This window comes from Pseudoxanthomonas japonensis (assembly GCF_010093445.1).
Classification (GTDB): Bacteria; Pseudomonadota; Gammaproteobacteria; order Xanthomonadales; family Xanthomonadaceae; genus Pseudoxanthomonas_A; species Pseudoxanthomonas_A japonensis.
Map to the genome: position 1 here is coordinate 1 of NZ_PDWW01000015.1, position 15,256 is coordinate 15,256.

The window sequence follows — 15,256 nt, forward strand, 5'->3', positions numbered from 1 at the left end:
GATGACGCCCTCCCCCGCCCCCGTCACGTCCAGCCTGTGCACCTGTTTCCGCCTGCGGCGCGCCAGTCGCCGGGTGACGCAGGTCTACGACCGTGAACTCGCTGCCGTCAGCCTGAGCCTCAACCAGTATTCGATCCTGCGCCGGACCGAGCGCGAGCCGCGCGTGCTCGGAGGTCTGGCGGAAGAACTCGGCATGGACCGCACCACGCTCACCCGGAACCTGTCGCCATTGATGGACGCAGGCTTGCTGGAAACGGTCCGTGGCAAAGATGCCCGTCAGCGGGTGATCGCGCTGACGGACGAAGGCCGTGCCCGCCTGATCGCCGCGAAGCCGCGTTGGCAGCGCGCGCAGGCCGTCATCGACACGATGCTGGGTGAAACCGGCATCCAGCAACTCCATGGCGAGTTGGACCGCCTCGACGGTCTTCTGCGGCAGCACCTGGGAGAAGCGGCGTGAACAGCGGTGCTGCGACCTCTGCACCCCGGATACATTGGGGCCTGCTACTGGCCGCCTCGGCGACGCTGATGATCACGATGGGCGCGCGCCAGACCACCGGCCTGTTCGTCTCGCCCATCCACCAGGACACCGGCATCGGCATCGCGGCGATCAGCTTCGCCCTCGCCATCGGCCAATTCACCTGGGGCGCCGTGCAGCCGGTGTTCGGCGCCATCGCCGACAAGCGCGGGTCCACCGGCATCCTCGTGCTCGGCGCCGTCCTGCTGGCACTGGGCCTTGCCCTGACACCGCACCTGACCTCGCCATGGGGCCTCATGTTCACGCTGGGCGTGTTGACCGCCGCGGGCGCGGGTGCGGGCAGCTTCTCCATCCTGATCGGCGCCACCGCGCAGCAGCTGGCGCCCGAAAAGCGTTCGTTCGCCGCGGGCTTCATCAACGCAGGCGGATCGCTGGGGCAATTCGTGTTCGCGCCGCTGGTGCAGGCCGTCATCGCCTTCGCGGGATGGGCCAGCGCGATGTATACGCTGGCGGTCGCCTCGCTGCTGGCGATTCCGCTGGCCTTTCCACTGCGGCGGAAGACGGCCTCCTCATCCGCAGCATCCACCGGGAACGCCATCGGCGACATCGGCCTCAAGCAGCAGGTCGCCATCGCCCTGCGCGACCGCAGCTACTGGATGCTGCACCTCGGCTTCTTTACCTGTGGCGTGCATATCGCTTTCCTCGTCACGCATCTGCCCGGCGAAATCGCCCTGTGCGGACTGTCGCCCAACGTGTCGGCGGTATCGATCGCGTTGATCGGGCTGTTCAACGTGGCTGGCAGCCTGGTCGCCGGCGCACTGGGCCAGCGCGTGCGGATGAAGTGGATCCTGGCGGTGATGTACGCCAGCCGCGCGGTGATGATCGCGCTGTATCTGATGGCGCCGCCGACGCCGTTGACGTTCTACGTCTTTGCCGCGGCCTTGGGTTTCACCTGGCTGGCGACGGTACCGCCCACCGCGGGTCTGGTCGGCAAGCTGTTCGGCCCGCGTTATCTGGGCACGCTGTTCGGCCTGACGTTGCTCTCGCACCAGATCGGCGGCTTTTTCGGCGCCTGGATGGGTGGGCTGGCGTTGGAGCGCAACGGCGACTACATGTGGATGTGGTATGCGGACATGGCGCTGGCGCTGATTGCAGCGGTAGCCAACCTGCCGATCCGCGAACGTTCACCGGAGGCGGTGCGGGCGGCGGCCTGAGGACGGTTGGTGTGGGAGCGACGTAAGTCGCGAGCTTTCTGTTTTTCAGGAGGAAGAGCTCGCGACTTACGTCGCTCCCACCACCAACAACACCTTACGCAGCCGTCGCGCAGCGCGCGCATAGTCCATGCACTTCCAGCGTCTGCGCCTGCGGCTGGAAGCCCAGCGCCTTGGCGCGCGCATCGAGGGCCGCGACCACCTCGCGATCCTCCAGTTCCACCGCGCTGTGGCAGCGGTCGCAGATGAGGAACGGCACCGAGTGCTGGGCGCTGTTGGGGTGATGGCAGGCGACGAAGGCGTTCACCGACTCCAGCTTGTGCACGAAGCCGTTGGCCATCAGGAAATCCAGCGCGCGATACACCGTCGGCGGTGCGTCCGCACCAACACCCTTGGTGGCGCGTACCCACTCCAGCAGTTCGTAGGCTTTCACCGGCTTGCCGGCCTCGGCGATCAGCTGCAGCACGCGCGCGCGGATCGGCGTCAACCGCAGGCCGCGCTCCTGGCACGCATGTTCGACCGCGGCCACGAATGCCTCGGCATCGTGGACGTGATGGTGCGGGTCGGTGCAGGCGTGTGTATTCGGCATGGGCGATCCGGAGTCAGGCGGCCGTACCACTCTTGATGAGTGCGGCGTCGATGCGTTTCAAGGCTTCGTCGCGACCGGCCAGGTAGACGGTCTGGGAAATATCGGGACTGACCTGGGTGCCGGTGATCGCCACGCGCAGCGGCTGCGCCACCTTGCCCATGCCGAGCTCGAGCGCCGCCGCGGCTTCATGCAGCGCCGCCGACACGCCCTCGGCACTCCACTCCGCCAGCGCCGCCAGACACTCGCGGGCCTTGGCCAGCGGAGCCTGCGCAGCCGCGCCCAGATGCTTGGCCACCGCGGCATCGTCGTAGACCGTGAGCGGCTGGTACCAGACCACGGCCTTCTCGGCCATGTCCTTCAAGGTCTGCACGCGGTCGCGCAGCGCGACCACCACGTCGACCGGTGCCGGACCCGCGGCGAGATCGACGCCGAGTTTCTTCAGCTGGTAGACGAAATGCGGCGCGATGTCCGCCGGCGCATCGGTCTTCAGGTAGTGCTGGTTCACCCAGCCCAGCTTGGCCATGTCCAGGCGCGCGGCTTTCGAGTTCACGTCCTTCACGTCGAACAGGTCGATCAGCTCCTGACGCGAGAACAGTTCCTGGTCGCCGTGCGACCAGCCCAGGCGCGCCAGATAATTGATCAGCGCATGCGGCAGATAGCCGGCATCCTTGTACTGCATCACGTCGGCCGCGCCGGTGCGCTTGGACAGCTTGGCGCCCTCCTCGTCGAGGATCATCGGCATGTGCGCGAACTTCGGCACCGGTGCGCCGAGCGCTTCGTAGATGTTGATCTGGCGCGGCGTGTTGTTGATGTGGTCGTCGCCGCGGATCACTTCGGTGATGCCCATGTCCCAGTCGTCGACCACCACGGCGAAGTTGTAGGTCGGGTAGCCATCCGGACGGAAGATCACCATGTCGTCGAGTTCGCTGTTGGCGATCTCGATACGGCCCTTGATCAGGTCGTCGAAGGCGACCACGCCGTCGAGCGGATTCTTGAAGCGGATGACGCGATTCGGATCGTCGCGGTACGGCAGCTGCTGCTCGCGCGCGGCGCCGTTGTAACGCGGCTTCTCCTGCTTCGCCATCGCGGCCTCGCGCATGGCATCGAGCTCTTCGCGCGTCTCGTAGGCGTAATAGGCCTTGCCGGCGGCGACGAGTTGTTCGGCGACCTCGCGATACCGGTCGACGCGGCGGGTCTGGTAGATCGGGCCTTCGTCGTAGTTCAAGCCCAGCCAATCCATGGCATCGAGGATCGCGTCGATGGCGGCCTGCGTGCTGCGCTCGCGGTCCGTGTCCTCTATGCGCAGGATGAAATCGCCGCCGCGATGGCGCGCCTCCAGCCAGCAATACAGCGCCGTGCGGGCGCCGCCGATGTGCAGGTAGCCGGTGGGACTGGGGGCGAAGCGGGTGCGGCAGGCCATGGGGAAACTCTTGGTGCGGTTTGCCGCGATTTTACCGCGCTGCGGGGGCTGTGCAGCGCCCGGAAGCCCGAACGCGCCGCCGCGCGCCGGTTCGGTGAACGACGAGAGTGATATCCATCGCCGCATTTCCGTCCCCTTCAAGGGAAGACCGGCATGCGGACGGGAATGGTGTTCCCTCACGTGAACGACCAAACCGACACCATCCCTACCCAACCCTCCCCTTGAAGGGGAGGGCTTAGAATTCCCCCATGACGACGCTCTTCATCTCCGACCTGCACCTGGCCGCCGAGCGTCCCGCCGTCACCGAGCTGTTCGGCGCATTCATGCAGAAGGAAGCCACCCGGGCCGATGCGCTCTACATCCTCGGCGACCTGTTCGAGGCGTGGGTGGGCGACGACGACCCCTCGGAGACCGGGGCCTACGTGGCCGCCCGCGTCTGCGAGGTGGCCGATGCGGGGGTGCCGGTGCTCTTCATCCGCGGCAACCGCGACTTCCTGCTGGGTGATGCGTTCGCCCGCCGCGCTGGCATGCGCATCCTGCCCGACCCGGCCGTCGTCATGCTGTACGGCAAGCCGGTGCTGCTGATGCATGGTGACTTGTTGTGTACAGGCGACACGGCCTACCAGGCGTTCCGCGCGCAGACGCGGAATCCGGCATGGCAGGCGCAGTTCCTCTCGCAACCGCTGGCCGCCCGGCTCGCGTTCGCAGCGCAGGCGCGCGCCGCCAGTGCGGCGCATCAGGGCGGCATGAAGCAGCAAGACAAGACGCAGTTCGAGACCCTGACCGATGTGGCAACAGCCACCGTGGACGCGACGTTCGCGCAGTTCGGCATCCACACGATCATCCATGGCCATACGCACCGACCCGCGATGCACGATCTCACTGTCGATGACCACGCCTGTCAGCGCATCGTGCTGGGAGACTGGTATGAACAGGGCTCGGTGCTGCGCGTGGAACCGGACGCAATGGCATTGGAAGCGCTCTTGTAGGAGCGCCCCATGGGCGCGATGCTTTTTTGCACTCGGGATGGAAAAGCATCGCGGGCATGGCCCGCTCCTACCAAGCATGCGCCCACAGTGTGGCCCTACGGCGCTTCCAGCGCCGCCAGCTCATCCTCATCGAAGCCCGCCAGCAGGCGCGCCTCGATGTTGAACGGTCCATGCAGGTAGCCGCCGGCGTATTCCCTCAACAGCTCACGGAAACGTGCACGCGGTTCGATGCCACGCTGCGCGCAATACCACCGGTACCAGCGAGAACCCGCGGCGACATGCGCGACTTCCTCGCGCAGGATCAGGTCGAGGATCGCCACGGTGGCCTCGTCGCCCAGATCGCGCAGCTTGACGATCATCCCCGGCGTCACGTCGAGGCCGCGCGCCTCCAGCACCCGCGGCACCAGCGCCATCCGCGCCAGGCCGTCGTGCGCCGTCTTCTCGGTCATTTCCCACAGGCCGTTGTGGGCGTCGAAGTCGCCGTAGTCGTGGCCCAGTTCGCACAGGCGATCACGCAGCAGCACGAAGTGGCGCGACTCGTCGTGCGCGACGCCCACCCAGTCCGCATAGAAGTCATGCGGCAATCCACGGAAGCGGTACACCGCATCCCAGGCAAGATCGATGGCGTTGAGTTCGATATGCGCGATGGCGTGGATGAAGGCCGCCCTGCCCTGCAGGCTGCCCAACCCTCGTCGTGGCAACTCGCGTGGATGCACCAGCACCGGTTTCGACGGTCGTCCCGGCGCACGGATGGGCGCGGGAGGCGGTGCGTCGCCGGGAATGCGGAGTTCGCCGCGCGCGAATGCCTCGGCGTACTGCTGTGTCAGCGCGACCTTCGCGTCGACGTCCGCCGCATCCAGGCAGACGCGGGCGGCTTCGAACAGCGTGGTCATGCCGCGCGGCGCCGCGTCAGCCGACGCGGCGCTTGCGCTTGGCTTCGTCCGAGCGGGCCTGCTCGATGCGCTCGAAGTAGCCCGGCTCGATGCCGGTGACGTACTTGCCGTCGAAGCAGGACGAATCGAAGGCGGCCAGGTTCGGATTGCCCTCGCGCACGGCCGCTTCCAGATCCTCGAGGTCCTGGTAGATCAGCCAGTCGCAGCCCAGTTCCCGCTCGATGTCCTCGACGGTGCGGTCGTGCGCCACCAGTTCGTCCGCGGCCGGCATGTCGATGCCGTAGATGTTCGGATGGCGCACCGGCGGTGCGGCGCTGGCCAGGTACACCTTGCGGGCGCCGGCGTCGCGCGCCATCTGCACGATCTGCTTGGAGGTGGTGCCGCGCACGATGGAATCGTCGACCAGCAGCACCACGCGGTTGCGGAACTCAAGGTTGATCGGATTGAGCTTGCGGCGCACCGATTTCACCCGCTCGCCCTGCCCCGGCATGATGAAGGTGCGGCCGACGTAGCGGTTCTTGATGAACCCCTCGCGGTACTTCACGCCCAGCACGTTGGAGATTTCCAGCGCGGCGTCGCGCGAGGTGTCCGGGATCGGGATGATGGTGTCGATGTCGTGGTCGGGACGTAGGCGCAGGATCTTCTCGCCCAGCTTCACGCCCATGCGCATGCGCGCCTTGTGCACCGACACGTTGTCGATCATCGAGTCCGGGCGCGCGAAGTACACGTACTCGAAGATGCACGGCGCATGCTCGGGCGCATCGGCGACGATCTCGCTGAACAGCTCGCCGCGCGCGGTGATCACGATCGCCTCGCCCGGCTGCACGTCGCGCATGCGGACGAAACCGAGGATGTCGAGCGCAGCGGATTCCGACGCGATGATGTATTCCGTGCCCTCGCCGTGCTCGCGCTTGCCGAGCACCAGCGGGCGGATGCCGTGCGGATCGCGGAACGCCACCAGGCCCAGGCCCAGCACCACGCTGACGACGGCGTAGCCGCCCTTCACGCGGCGATGGACACCGGCGACCGCGCGGATGGCCGCTTCCGGGGTCAGTGTGCGCTGCAGGTCCAGTTCGTGCGCGAACACGTTCAGCAGCACTTCGCTGTCCGAGTCGGTGTTGATGTTGCGACGGTCCTGCGCGAACACATCCTGGCGCAGCGACTCGGTATTGATCAGGTTGCCGTTGTGCGCCAGCGCGATGCCGTACGGCGAGTTGACGTAGAACGGCTGGGCCTCGTCCATGCCCTCGGAGCCGGCGGTCGGATAGCGGCAGTGGGCAATGCCCACCCGGCCTTCCAGCACGCTCATCGCCTTGGCGTTGAATACGTCCCGCACCAGCCCGTTGTCCTTGTGCACGCGCAGGCGCGTGCCGTCGGCGGTCGCAATGCCGGCAGCGTCCTGTCCGCGGTGCTGGAGGACGGTCAGCCCGTCATAAAGCTGGCCGGCGACGTTCTGGTTGCCGACGATTCCGACGATGCCGCACATGGTGGATCTACTCCGGTTTCGACGCGGGCGAGGCGGTCGGTGGGACGCGCTCCTGCGGTGCGCCGGGTTCTTCCAGCGGCAGGGGCAGCAGATTTCGCAGGCGCGCATTATCGCCCGCCGGGCGCCCATTGCCAAAGTCCAGTTCCTGCACAGTCCATTCCGGCAGCCACTGCGCCAGCCACTGCGCGCCGGGCAGCAACACCGGCACCACGGACGAACGATGCCATTCAGGTTCGCTGGGCAGATCGCTGAAGGCGGTCAGCAGCAGCACGATGCAGGCGACGAAGGCCCCGCGCGCCAGCCCGAGCGCAAACCCCAGCGCGCGGTCCAGGCCGGACAGGCCGACCGACTTCACGAGATGGCGGATGGCCCACCCGGTCAATCCGACGACGACCATCACGCCGATGAAACTCAGCGCATAGCCCCCCAGGAGTTCGCTTGCCGAGGGTGTGCCGTCGCTGGACAGCCATTGCGCTGCTTCCCCGCCGTAATGGAAGGCGACCCAGCCGGACAGCAGCCAGGCGACCATCGACGCCAGCGCGCTGATGAAGCCGCGCATCACGCCGAACAGCGCCGACACGCCGACGATCGCCAGCAGCGTCAGGTCGAGGGCGCTCATGCAACGCGCCCGAGGCGATCACCCATCGAGCGCGTTGAGGCCATCAAGGATGCGGGCGCACCATGCCGTCCACGCCGATCTTCGACGCGACCTGCGCCTTCAGGCGGTCGGCGTCGGCACGGTTGGCGACAGGCCCGACGCGCACGCGGCTCAGCGTGCCCTTGTCGGTGCGGACCTGTTCGACGAAGGCGCTGAAGCCGGCGCCACGCGCGCGGTCGCGCAGGGCGTTGGCATCGGCCGCGTTCGAGAACGCGCCCAGCTGCACCGCGAAACCGGTGTCGGAGGCGGCCGGCTTGGACGCTTCAGTGGGCTTGGGTGCCGTGGCGACGGGCTTGGGGGCCGGCAGCGATACGGGCTTCGTCTCGGCGGGCGTCGTGGCGACCGGTTTCGATTCGGTGGGTGCCGGCTTCGGCGCGGGCTTGGCCGGTTCGGGCGGCAGCGCCTGCGTGGTAACGGCCGGCGTGGCGGGTACCGCGGCCGCGGTCGACGCGGAGGGTGCGGGCGGATTCGCGGCGGGCGCGGTCGCCTCGGCATCCAGCGTCACCACCTGTGCGTTGACATCGCCGCGGATCTTGATGGCGTCCAGTCGCGCCGCTTCGGCCTGTGGGCGGTCGGCGTAAGGACCCACACGGACCCGGAAGGCCGGCTTGCCATTGATGGTTGCCGGCTCGACGAAGCCCGGCAGCTTGGCCTGCTTCACGCGGGCCAGCACGGCGTCGGCGTCGGCCTGCGTGGCGTAGGCACCGAAACTGACGGCGAACTTGCCGCCTGCCGTCGCGGCCGGCTGCAACGTGCCGGACGCAGGTGCCGGCTCCGCGGCGGGCGCGGCGACCTGACCCTGCAGGCCCACCGCACCGGTGGCGGGCGCGTTGCCCGGCGTCACCAGCGGCAGTTCGCGCGTCTCGAATTCGCCGCCGGGTGCGGACGGGACGTCCAACGGCACGTCGGACACGCCGCTGTCGGGCGCGGGGCCCTTCACCAGCATGGGCAGGAAGATGACGGCCAGCGCCACCAGCACGACGGCGCCGATCAGGCGCTGTTTCAGGGCAGTATCCATCCAGGTCCACGGCTGCTGCGGCGGGAATGCCGCGGCGATTATACGGCGCGCCCTCGCACGCTATCCGTCATCGACCTGAATGCAGGATGCGCATCGCGTCGGCCACGGTATGGAACGAGCCGAACACCAGCACGCGGTCGCCGGCGGATGACTCGGCGAGCGCCGCGTGCAAGGCGTCGTCCACGCTGGCGTGCAGGCTTGCGGCCGCCGCCATCGCGTCATCCAGGCGGGCCGCCAGCTGTTCGGCCGTCTGCGAGCGCGGACCCGACGACACGCCCGCGAGGAACCATGGCAGCGATGCGCTGGCGAACGCGTCGACGACGCTGCGCACGTCCTTGTCGGCGAGTGCGGCGAACACCATGCGGGTCGCGCCAGCGATCGGATGCGCCTGCAGCCATGTCGCCAGTTCGCGCGCCGCCTGCGGGTTGTGCCCGACATCCAGCACTACCTCCACACCATCGCGCTCCAGCCGCTGCAGCCGGCCCGGCAGCGCTGCCGACGCCACACCTTCTGCGAACGCTTCGTCGCGCACCGGTTCGCCCGGCAACGCACGCAGCGCGGCGATCGCCGTCGCCGCGTTCGCGCGTTGCGACGGTGCGGACAGCGCCGGTGCCGGAAGCTCCAGTTCGGCGCCGACTTCGCGCCAGCGCCAGCGCTGGTTGTCGATCGGCTCGTGGAAGAAGTCGCTGCCCAGGCGCAGTGCGTTCGCGCCGATGGCGTACGCATGGCGCAGCACGCTGGACGGCGAATCCACTTCGCCCAGCACGAGCGGCTTCCACGCACGGGCGATGCCAGCCTTTTCCGCACCGATGGTTTCGCGGTCGTTGCCGAGCCAATCGGTGTGGTCGATGTCGACGGTGGTGATGACGGCGACATCGGGATCGACGATGTTCACCGCGTCCAGGCGCCCGCCCAGGCCGATCTCCAGCACAGCGAGATCCAGTGCACTACGCTGGAACAGCCACAGCGCCGCCAGCGTGCCGAACTCGAAATAGGTCAGTGGAATCGTGTTCCCTTCTCCCCCCGGGAGAAGGTGGCGCGCAGCGCCGGATGAGGGTGCGGCCGGCGCGCTGGCGTCCGGATCATCATCGCTTCTCCCGACCCTCACCCCAACCCCTCTCCCGACGGGAGAGGGCCTCAAACGCGCCGCTTCCACGGCCTCGAACGCGTCGACCAGCGAGGCATCATCCACCTCCATGCCATCGATGCGCACGCGCTCGTTGTAGCGCAGCAGATGCGGCGACGTGTACGCGCCCACCTTCCATCCGGTGGCGCGCGCGATGGCTTCGATGAAAGCGACCGTCGAGCCCTTGCCGTTGGTGCCGCCGACGGTGATGACGCGGGTGCCGGGCTTGCCCAGCAACAGCCGCTCCGCGACCTCGCGCACGCGGTCCAGACCCATGTCGATGGACTTGGGGTGCTGTTGCTCGATGTAGGCGAGCCAGTCGCTGAGGGTACGCATGCCGCCATTATCACGCAGACCCGGAACTCAGGGTGCGTCTCGCGGAACCGTCCGCAATGGCACCGCGCGCTGCCGGTAAGGACGCTGCACCGTTCCAGCGAGACGCGTGCAGACGTCGGGCACTTTGGACTCGCACAGCATGCGCGTCACCTGGTAGGCGCGTCGCCCATCGTGCGTCAGCCGCTTCCGGACCAGGGAGGGGGCGTAGTAATGATCGCCCTCGTACACGAGCCATCGTGTCCTGTCGTTCTCGCCATCGAGCGTGTAAATGGCGACGTCCGGCGACAGACCTGTCGCACTGCGCTGGCTGCCACGCGCTTTCAGCAGCGCGATGGCATCCGCGACGCTGCCGGCTTCCAGCGGAATCGGATCCTCGATGTATCCCGCCACCGTGCCATCGGCATCGTGGAAGCGCGGCGACTCAGGCAACTGCAGTCGCGGCGGCAATGTAAACGCGCGATCGCGTATCGCATCATCCTCGATAGCATCTGGTTCCAGCGCGAACGACATTGGAACACGCACCCTGCCGCTTACGGGAACGCCGTTCACGAGCGCGGGCGAGAAGCGCCATGTCCTTGCCGCATCGATCGCCGCTTTGTCGAGCATGCGGTTGCGCGAGCTCTGTTCGACGAAAACCTCTTTCACCGCGCCGCCCCTGTCGACATCCATGATCAGTACGGCAGTGCCGGTAATGCCGAGATAGAACGCCTCGGCGGGGTAGCGCGGCTGCGGCGATTCAATCACGTGTGGCCCAGCATCCTCGGCAGCCTGCACGGATGTGGCAGCAAACGCATTCGCCAACAGGAGCAGAACACGTGCGATGAGCAGTCTCATCGTCATCCCCCATACATCACTGACCCCGTCACACTAAAGCGCCCGATGCTTCGCTTCGCCGAAGAACGGCGTGTGGTGCGCGCAGTCGTTGAGACGAACGACTTCCAGTTGATCCACCGTCGGACCTTCCAGCAGGTTGAGCGTGGTCGGCGCCTGGCGGAACGTCCACAACTTCGCAATCGGAAGGCCAAGGATGCGGCACAGCAGGACGCGGTTGACGGCGTCGTGCGCCACGATCAGCAGGGTGTCGTCGCCGCCCAGGCCCTCGGCGGCGCGAGCCAGGCCGCGCCAGGAACGGTCGAGCACCTGGCGCAGTGACTCACCGCCGGGCATCAGCACGGTGTCGGGCTCCTCGCGCCAGGCGAGCAGCCGCGCCGGGTCTTTTTCCTGGATCTCGCTGGCCAGCAGGCCCTCCCACTCGCCATGGGCGATTTCCTGCAGTTCGGGATCGGTGAGCAGCATGTCCGCGCGCGATTCGCCCAATGCCAGCTGCGCCGTGCGCTGCGCGCGCGACAGCGGCGACGCCACCGCGCGATCGATGCGCACCTCCTTCAACCGCTGGCCCAGCGCGGTCGCCTGGCCTTCACCAACCGGCGAGAGCGGGATGTCGATCTGGCCCTGGTAGCGGCCTTCGGCGTTCCACGGCGTTTCGCCGTGGCGGGCAAGCAGGATGCGCATGCGTCGGTGTGTCCATTCGAGAAAAACGGTCGCGCTTCCAAAGGCCGGAAACGAAGACGGGAGCGGATGATAACCGCTCCCGTCCCGTGTCGGCCGACCGTTGCAGGTGTTACTTGCCGACGCCCATTTCCGTCAGCAGCTGCGGTGCCGGATAGACCTCCTGCATGATCCAGCGCAGGTAACGACCGTCCACGGCGATCATGCGGGTCATCTTCGGGTCGAACACCCAGTTCGAGCTGACCGACTCCCAGTTGCCGTCGAAGGCCAGGCCGATCAGCTTGCCGTGCGCATCGAGTACCGGCGAACCGGAATTGCCGCCGGTGATGTCGAGGTTCGACAGGTAGTTCACCGGCACGGAGCCGAGGCGCTTGTCCTCCAGCCCGCCGTAGCGCTTGGCAGCGACCGCATCGAGCAGCGCCTTCGGCGAGTCGAACGGATCCTGCCCGGTCTCCTTGGCGACCACGCCTTCCAGCGTGGTGAACGGGGTGTACTCCACGCCGTCCTTCGGCGCGTAACCCATCACGTTGCCGAAGGTGATGCGCAGCGACAAGTTGGCGTCGGGATAGACGAACTCGCCCTGGCTCTTCTTGTAGTCGGCCAGCGCCTGCAGGTAGACCGGACGCGCGGCCAGGTTCTCGCCCGCGCGCGTCTTGCGCTCCTGCTCCAGCTTCAGCAGCGTGGGCATGACGGCGACGGCGTACTGGATGGCCGGATCGTTGCTGGCTTCGAACGCCTTGCGGTCGGCGGCGAACCACTTCAGCCGCTCGTCGGTGCTGCCCAGCTTCGTGCCGGCCAATCGATCGAGCGCACGCTTCACGGCGGCCGCGTCGTTGCCGCCGAGCCATGTATCGACCGCAGCGACGCGCTGGTTCGCCGGCAGCTTGAGGTACTCGTTCAACCAGTACTCCTGCAGCTGGCGATCCATCGCCGCCACGTAACGGCGCTCGAGCTGCTTCTGCGCGCCTTCGATCGCGGGCAGGTCGCGCTCCTGGTAGCCCGATTCACGCTCGGCGTTGGGCTTCTCGCGCTCGATGGACAGGCGGTACAGCTGCGCAGCCGTACCCACGGTGGCGGTGTTGTGGAACTGTCCCAGGATCAGGTCGCGCTCGCGCGTCGCCTTGCCCTGCTCGAGCAGGTCGATCAAGCGGCCGTGCGCCGCCAGGGCGGCCTCGCCCTTGCCTCCCTGCCCCTTCAGCCACGCCAGCACGGCAGCCTCTTCCGCCTGCTTCTGGCCGGCGGCGTCGATGCGCTTGAAGCCTTCCAGCTGACCGTCGTAGTTCTTGCTGGTGTTGTTCCAACCCGCCATCGTGCTGGCGTACTTCACCTGGATATCGGGATTCTTCTTGCCCGCGTCGCCGACCAGGGCAATGAGGTTCTTGTAGTGACGGCCGATGGTGGGATAGGTCCATGCGGCGGTGTTGTCGAACTCGGCCGCCAGCGCGTAGCGGTTGGTCGAACCCGGATAGCCGGCCACCATCACGAAGTCGCCCTCTCCCAGCGGCTGGTCGGCGAACTTCAGCCAACGCTTCGGACGATACGGCACGTTGTCCTTCGAGAACGCCGCCGGCTTGCCGTCCTTGCCCACGTAGGCGCGGTAGAACGCAAAATCGCCGGTGTGGCGCGGCCACATCCAGTTGTCGATATCGCCGCCGTACTTGCCCACGCTGCCGGGGGGCGCGTACGCCAGGCGCACGTCCTTGATCTCCAGGTTCTTGAACAGGCGATAGGTGTTGCCGCCGGAGAAGCTGTACAGGCGGCAGCGGAAACCGGCATCGGCTTCGCAGTCGGCGATCAATTTCTTCTCGAACGCCTCGAGTGCCTTGGTGCGCGCCAGCGCATCGTTGCCCGCGGTCGCGATGGCGGCCTGCGCGTCTTTGGTCACGTCGGTGATCTCGTCCAGCACGAATACGCGGGCATTCGGCCCTGCGCTGACTTCATCGCCCGTGGTCGGCGCGTTGAAGCCATTCTTGATCAGGTTGTTCTCCGGGGTGGAGTTCAGCTGGATCGCACCATAGGCGCAGTGGTGGTTGGTCACCACCAGGCCGTTCGGCGACACGAAGCTGGCCGTGCAGCCGCCCAGCGCGACCACGGCGCCCATCGGATCGCCGGTCAGATTGGCCAGTTGCTGCGGCGACAGCTTCAGCCCGGCCTTCTTCAACGGACCGGCGATTTCCGGCAGCTGCTGCGGCACCCACATGCCCTCACCGGCATGGGCGAGCTGGGCGGCGAGCAGGGACAAGGGAACCGCGATGGCGGCGGCGAGCAGGTTCGGACGCATGGAAACCCCGGGACTGGCAGGAAAGTTCCGATTGTAATGAACCGGTCATCCCGGCCGACCATGACTTATGTCCTAGGCCGGCCGGGCGCTGCGGATGTTCCGGCTGTCAAGGACCGCCGCAACAGGGGCGCACAGGACCGGGGCGTATAATCCGCGCCCTCATTACCCCTGGATCGACGTCCGATGGCACAGACGATGAAGGCGCTGGTGAAGCGCGAGGCCGGCAAAGGCATCTGGATGGAGCAACTGCCCGTCCCGCAGCCCGGCCCCAACGAGGTGCTGGTCAAGCTGGAGAAGACCGCCATCTGCGGCACCGACCTGCACATCTACCTGTGGGACGAGTGGAGCCAGCGCACGATCACGCCGGGCCTGACCATCGGCCACGAATTCGTCGGCCGCATCGCCCAACTGGGCTCGGCGGTGACCGGTTACGAGGTCGGCCAGCGCGTGTCGGCCGAGGGCCACATCGTCTGCGGCCATTGCCGCAACTGCCGCGGCGGTCGCCAGCACCTGTGTCCCAACACCGTCGGCATCGGCGTGAACCGCAACGGCGCGTTCGCCGAGTACATGGTCATGCCGGCCAGCAACCTGTGGCCGATCCCGGACCAGATCCCGTCCGAACTGGCCGCGTTCTTCGACCCGTACGGCAACGCCGCGCACTGCGCGCTGGAGTTCGACGTGGTGGGCGAAGACGTGCTGATCACCGGAGCGGGTCCGATCGGCATCATCGCCGCCGGCATCTGCAAGCACATCGGCGCGCGCAACGTGGTGGTCACCGACGTCAACGATTTCCGCCTGAAGCTGGCCGCCGACATGGGCGCCACGCGCGTTGTGAATGTGGCCAACACCTCGCTCAAGGACGTGATGGCCGACCTGCACATGGAAGGCTTCGACGTGGGCCTGGAAATGAGCGGCAACCCGCGCGCGTTCAACGACATGCTCGACTGCATGTACCACGGCGGCAAGATCGCGATGCTCGGCATCATGCCCAAGGGTGCCGGCTGCGACTGGGACAAGATCATCTTCAAGGGCCTCACCGTGCAGGGCATCTACGGCCGCAAGATGTACGAGACCTGGTACAAGATGACGCAACTGGTGCTGAGCGGCTTCCCGCTGGGCAAGGTGCTGACCCACCAGTTACCGATCGACGACTTCCAGAAGGGCTTCGACCTGATGGAACAGGGCAAGGCCGGCAAGGTGGTGTTGAGCTGGAACTGATCCGCCGGCAGGTCGGCGAAACGAAAAGGGCGCCTTGCGGCGCCCTT

General features: G+C 67.2%; 14 protein-coding genes. 4 read left to right on the forward strand and 10 right to left on the reverse strand.

Annotation, left to right across the window (positions count from 1 at the left end):
* The first annotated feature begins 1 nt into the window (after window position 1).
* Together CSC78_RS11240 and CSC78_RS11245 are read left to right on the forward strand one after the other, a co-directional pair.
* Window positions 2-457, forward strand: coding sequence for a MarR family winged helix-turn-helix transcriptional regulator (locus CSC78_RS11240; RefSeq protein ID WP_162337975.1), 456 nt, complete (start codon window positions 2-4; stop codon window positions 455-457).
* Between the two features lie 68 nt (window positions 458-525).
* The gene (locus tag CSC78_RS11245; RefSeq protein ID WP_162338036.1) at window positions 526-1,689 is read left to right on the forward strand and encodes an MFS transporter; all 1,164 of its coding nucleotides are present in this window, start codon (window positions 526-528) and stop codon (window positions 1,687-1,689) included.
* 94 nt (window positions 1,690-1,783) lie between these two features.
* On the opposite strand, the gene CSC78_RS11250 is transcribed toward CSC78_RS11245, so the two are convergent.
* Window positions 1,784-2,275, reverse strand: a complete 492-nt coding sequence (locus CSC78_RS11250; RefSeq protein ID WP_162337976.1) for a Fur family transcriptional regulator — start codon at window positions 2,273-2,275, stop codon at window positions 1,784-1,786.
* A gap of 13 nt (window positions 2,276-2,288) precedes the next feature.
* Complete coding sequence (gltX, locus tag CSC78_RS11255; protein WP_162337977.1) at window positions 2,289-3,695, reverse strand: glutamate--tRNA ligase; 1,407 nt, start codon at window positions 3,693-3,695, stop codon at window positions 2,289-2,291.
* 248 nt (window positions 3,696-3,943) lie between these two features.
* On the opposite strand from gltX, the gene lpxH reads away from it, so the two are divergent.
* Window positions 3,944-4,684, forward strand: a complete 741-nt coding sequence (lpxH, locus tag CSC78_RS11260; protein ID WP_162337978.1) for a UDP-2,3-diacylglucosamine diphosphatase — start codon at window positions 3,944-3,946, stop codon at window positions 4,682-4,684.
* Between the two features lie 95 nt (window positions 4,685-4,779).
* On the opposite strand, the gene CSC78_RS11265 is transcribed toward lpxH, so the two are convergent.
* The 8 genes from CSC78_RS11265 to CSC78_RS11300 form a co-directional block, all read right to left on the reverse strand.
* On the reverse strand, window positions 4,780-5,577 hold the full coding sequence (locus tag CSC78_RS11265; protein ID WP_162337979.1) for a ferritin-like domain-containing protein: 798 nt from the start codon (window positions 5,575-5,577) through the stop codon (window positions 4,780-4,782).
* Window positions 5,578-5,593: 16 nt separating this feature from the next.
* Window positions 5,594-7,063, reverse strand: coding sequence for an amidophosphoribosyltransferase (gene purF / locus CSC78_RS11270; protein WP_162337980.1), 1,470 nt, complete (start codon window positions 7,061-7,063; stop codon window positions 5,594-5,596).
* Between the two features lie 7 nt (window positions 7,064-7,070).
* Complete coding sequence (locus tag CSC78_RS11275) at window positions 7,071-7,682, reverse strand: CvpA family protein (protein ID WP_162337981.1); 612 nt, start codon at window positions 7,680-7,682, stop codon at window positions 7,071-7,073.
* Between the two features lie 43 nt (window positions 7,683-7,725).
* Complete coding sequence (locus tag CSC78_RS11280) at window positions 7,726-8,739, reverse strand: SPOR domain-containing protein (RefSeq protein WP_162337982.1); 1,014 nt, start codon at window positions 8,737-8,739, stop codon at window positions 7,726-7,728.
* Window positions 8,740-8,806: 67 nt separating this feature from the next.
* Window positions 8,807-10,201 (reverse strand): bifunctional folylpolyglutamate synthase/dihydrofolate synthase, encoded by a 1,395-nt coding sequence (locus tag CSC78_RS11285; protein ID WP_162337983.1) that lies wholly within the window; start codon window positions 10,199-10,201, stop codon window positions 8,807-8,809.
* Window positions 10,202-10,228: 27 nt separating this feature from the next.
* Complete coding sequence (locus CSC78_RS11290) at window positions 10,229-11,035, reverse strand: energy transducer TonB (RefSeq protein WP_162337984.1); 807 nt, start codon at window positions 11,033-11,035, stop codon at window positions 10,229-10,231.
* A 33-nt stretch (window positions 11,036-11,068) separates the two neighbouring features.
* Window positions 11,069-11,713 (reverse strand): histidine phosphatase family protein, encoded by a 645-nt coding sequence (locus tag CSC78_RS11295; protein ID WP_162337985.1) that lies wholly within the window; start codon window positions 11,711-11,713, stop codon window positions 11,069-11,071.
* Window positions 11,714-11,822: 109 nt separating this feature from the next.
* Window positions 11,823-13,991 (reverse strand): S46 family peptidase, encoded by a 2,169-nt coding sequence (locus CSC78_RS11300; protein ID WP_162337986.1) that lies wholly within the window; start codon window positions 13,989-13,991, stop codon window positions 11,823-11,825.
* Between the two features lie 183 nt (window positions 13,992-14,174).
* On the opposite strand from CSC78_RS11300, the gene tdh reads away from it, so the two are divergent.
* Window positions 14,175-15,209, forward strand: coding sequence for an L-threonine 3-dehydrogenase (gene tdh / locus CSC78_RS11305; protein ID WP_162337987.1), 1,035 nt, complete (start codon window positions 14,175-14,177; stop codon window positions 15,207-15,209).
* The last annotated feature ends 47 nt before the right edge of the window (window positions 15,210-15,256 follow it).

What these genes read in the sequence shown, in the direction of transcription:
- CSC78_RS11240 (WP_162337975.1), top strand. Translation starts at nt 2, where the DNA reads ATGACGCCCTCCCCCGCCCCCGTCACGTCCAGCCTGTGCACCTGTTTC.
- CSC78_RS11245 (WP_162338036.1), top strand. Translation starts at nt 526, where the DNA reads ATGATCACGATGGGCGCGCGCCAGACCACCGGCCTGTTCGTCTCGCCC.
- CSC78_RS11250 (WP_162337976.1), bottom strand. Translation starts at nt 2,275, where the DNA reads ATGCCGAATACACACGCCTGCACCGACCCGCACCATCACGTCCACGAT.
- gltX (WP_162337977.1), bottom strand. Translation starts at nt 3,695, where the DNA reads ATGGCCTGCCGCACCCGCTTCGCCCCCAGTCCCACCGGCTACCTGCAC.
- lpxH (WP_162337978.1), top strand. Translation starts at nt 3,944, where the DNA reads ATGACGACGCTCTTCATCTCCGACCTGCACCTGGCCGCCGAGCGTCCC.
- CSC78_RS11265 (WP_162337979.1), bottom strand. Translation starts at nt 5,577, where the DNA reads ATGACCACGCTGTTCGAAGCCGCCCGCGTCTGCCTGGATGCGGCGGAC.
- purF (WP_162337980.1), bottom strand. Translation starts at nt 7,063, where the DNA reads ATGTGCGGCATCGTCGGAATCGTCGGCAACCAGAACGTCGCCGGCCAG.
- CSC78_RS11275 (WP_162337981.1), bottom strand. Translation starts at nt 7,682, where the DNA reads ATGAGCGCCCTCGACCTGACGCTGCTGGCGATCGTCGGCGTGTCGGCG.
- CSC78_RS11280 (WP_162337982.1), bottom strand. Translation starts at nt 8,739, where the DNA reads ATGGATACTGCCCTGAAACAGCGCCTGATCGGCGCCGTCGTGCTGGTG.
- CSC78_RS11285 (WP_162337983.1), bottom strand. Translation starts at nt 10,201, where the DNA reads ATGCGTACCCTCAGCGACTGGCTCGCCTACATCGAGCAACAGCACCCC.
- CSC78_RS11290 (WP_162337984.1), bottom strand. Translation starts at nt 11,035, where the DNA reads ATGAGACTGCTCATCGCACGTGTTCTGCTCCTGTTGGCGAATGCGTTT.
- CSC78_RS11295 (WP_162337985.1), bottom strand. Translation starts at nt 11,713, where the DNA reads ATGCGCATCCTGCTTGCCCGCCACGGCGAAACGCCGTGGAACGCCGAA.
- CSC78_RS11300 (WP_162337986.1), bottom strand. Translation starts at nt 13,991, where the DNA reads ATGCGTCCGAACCTGCTCGCCGCCGCCATCGCGGTTCCCTTGTCCCTG.
- tdh (WP_162337987.1), top strand. Translation starts at nt 14,175, where the DNA reads ATGGCACAGACGATGAAGGCGCTGGTGAAGCGCGAGGCCGGCAAAGGC.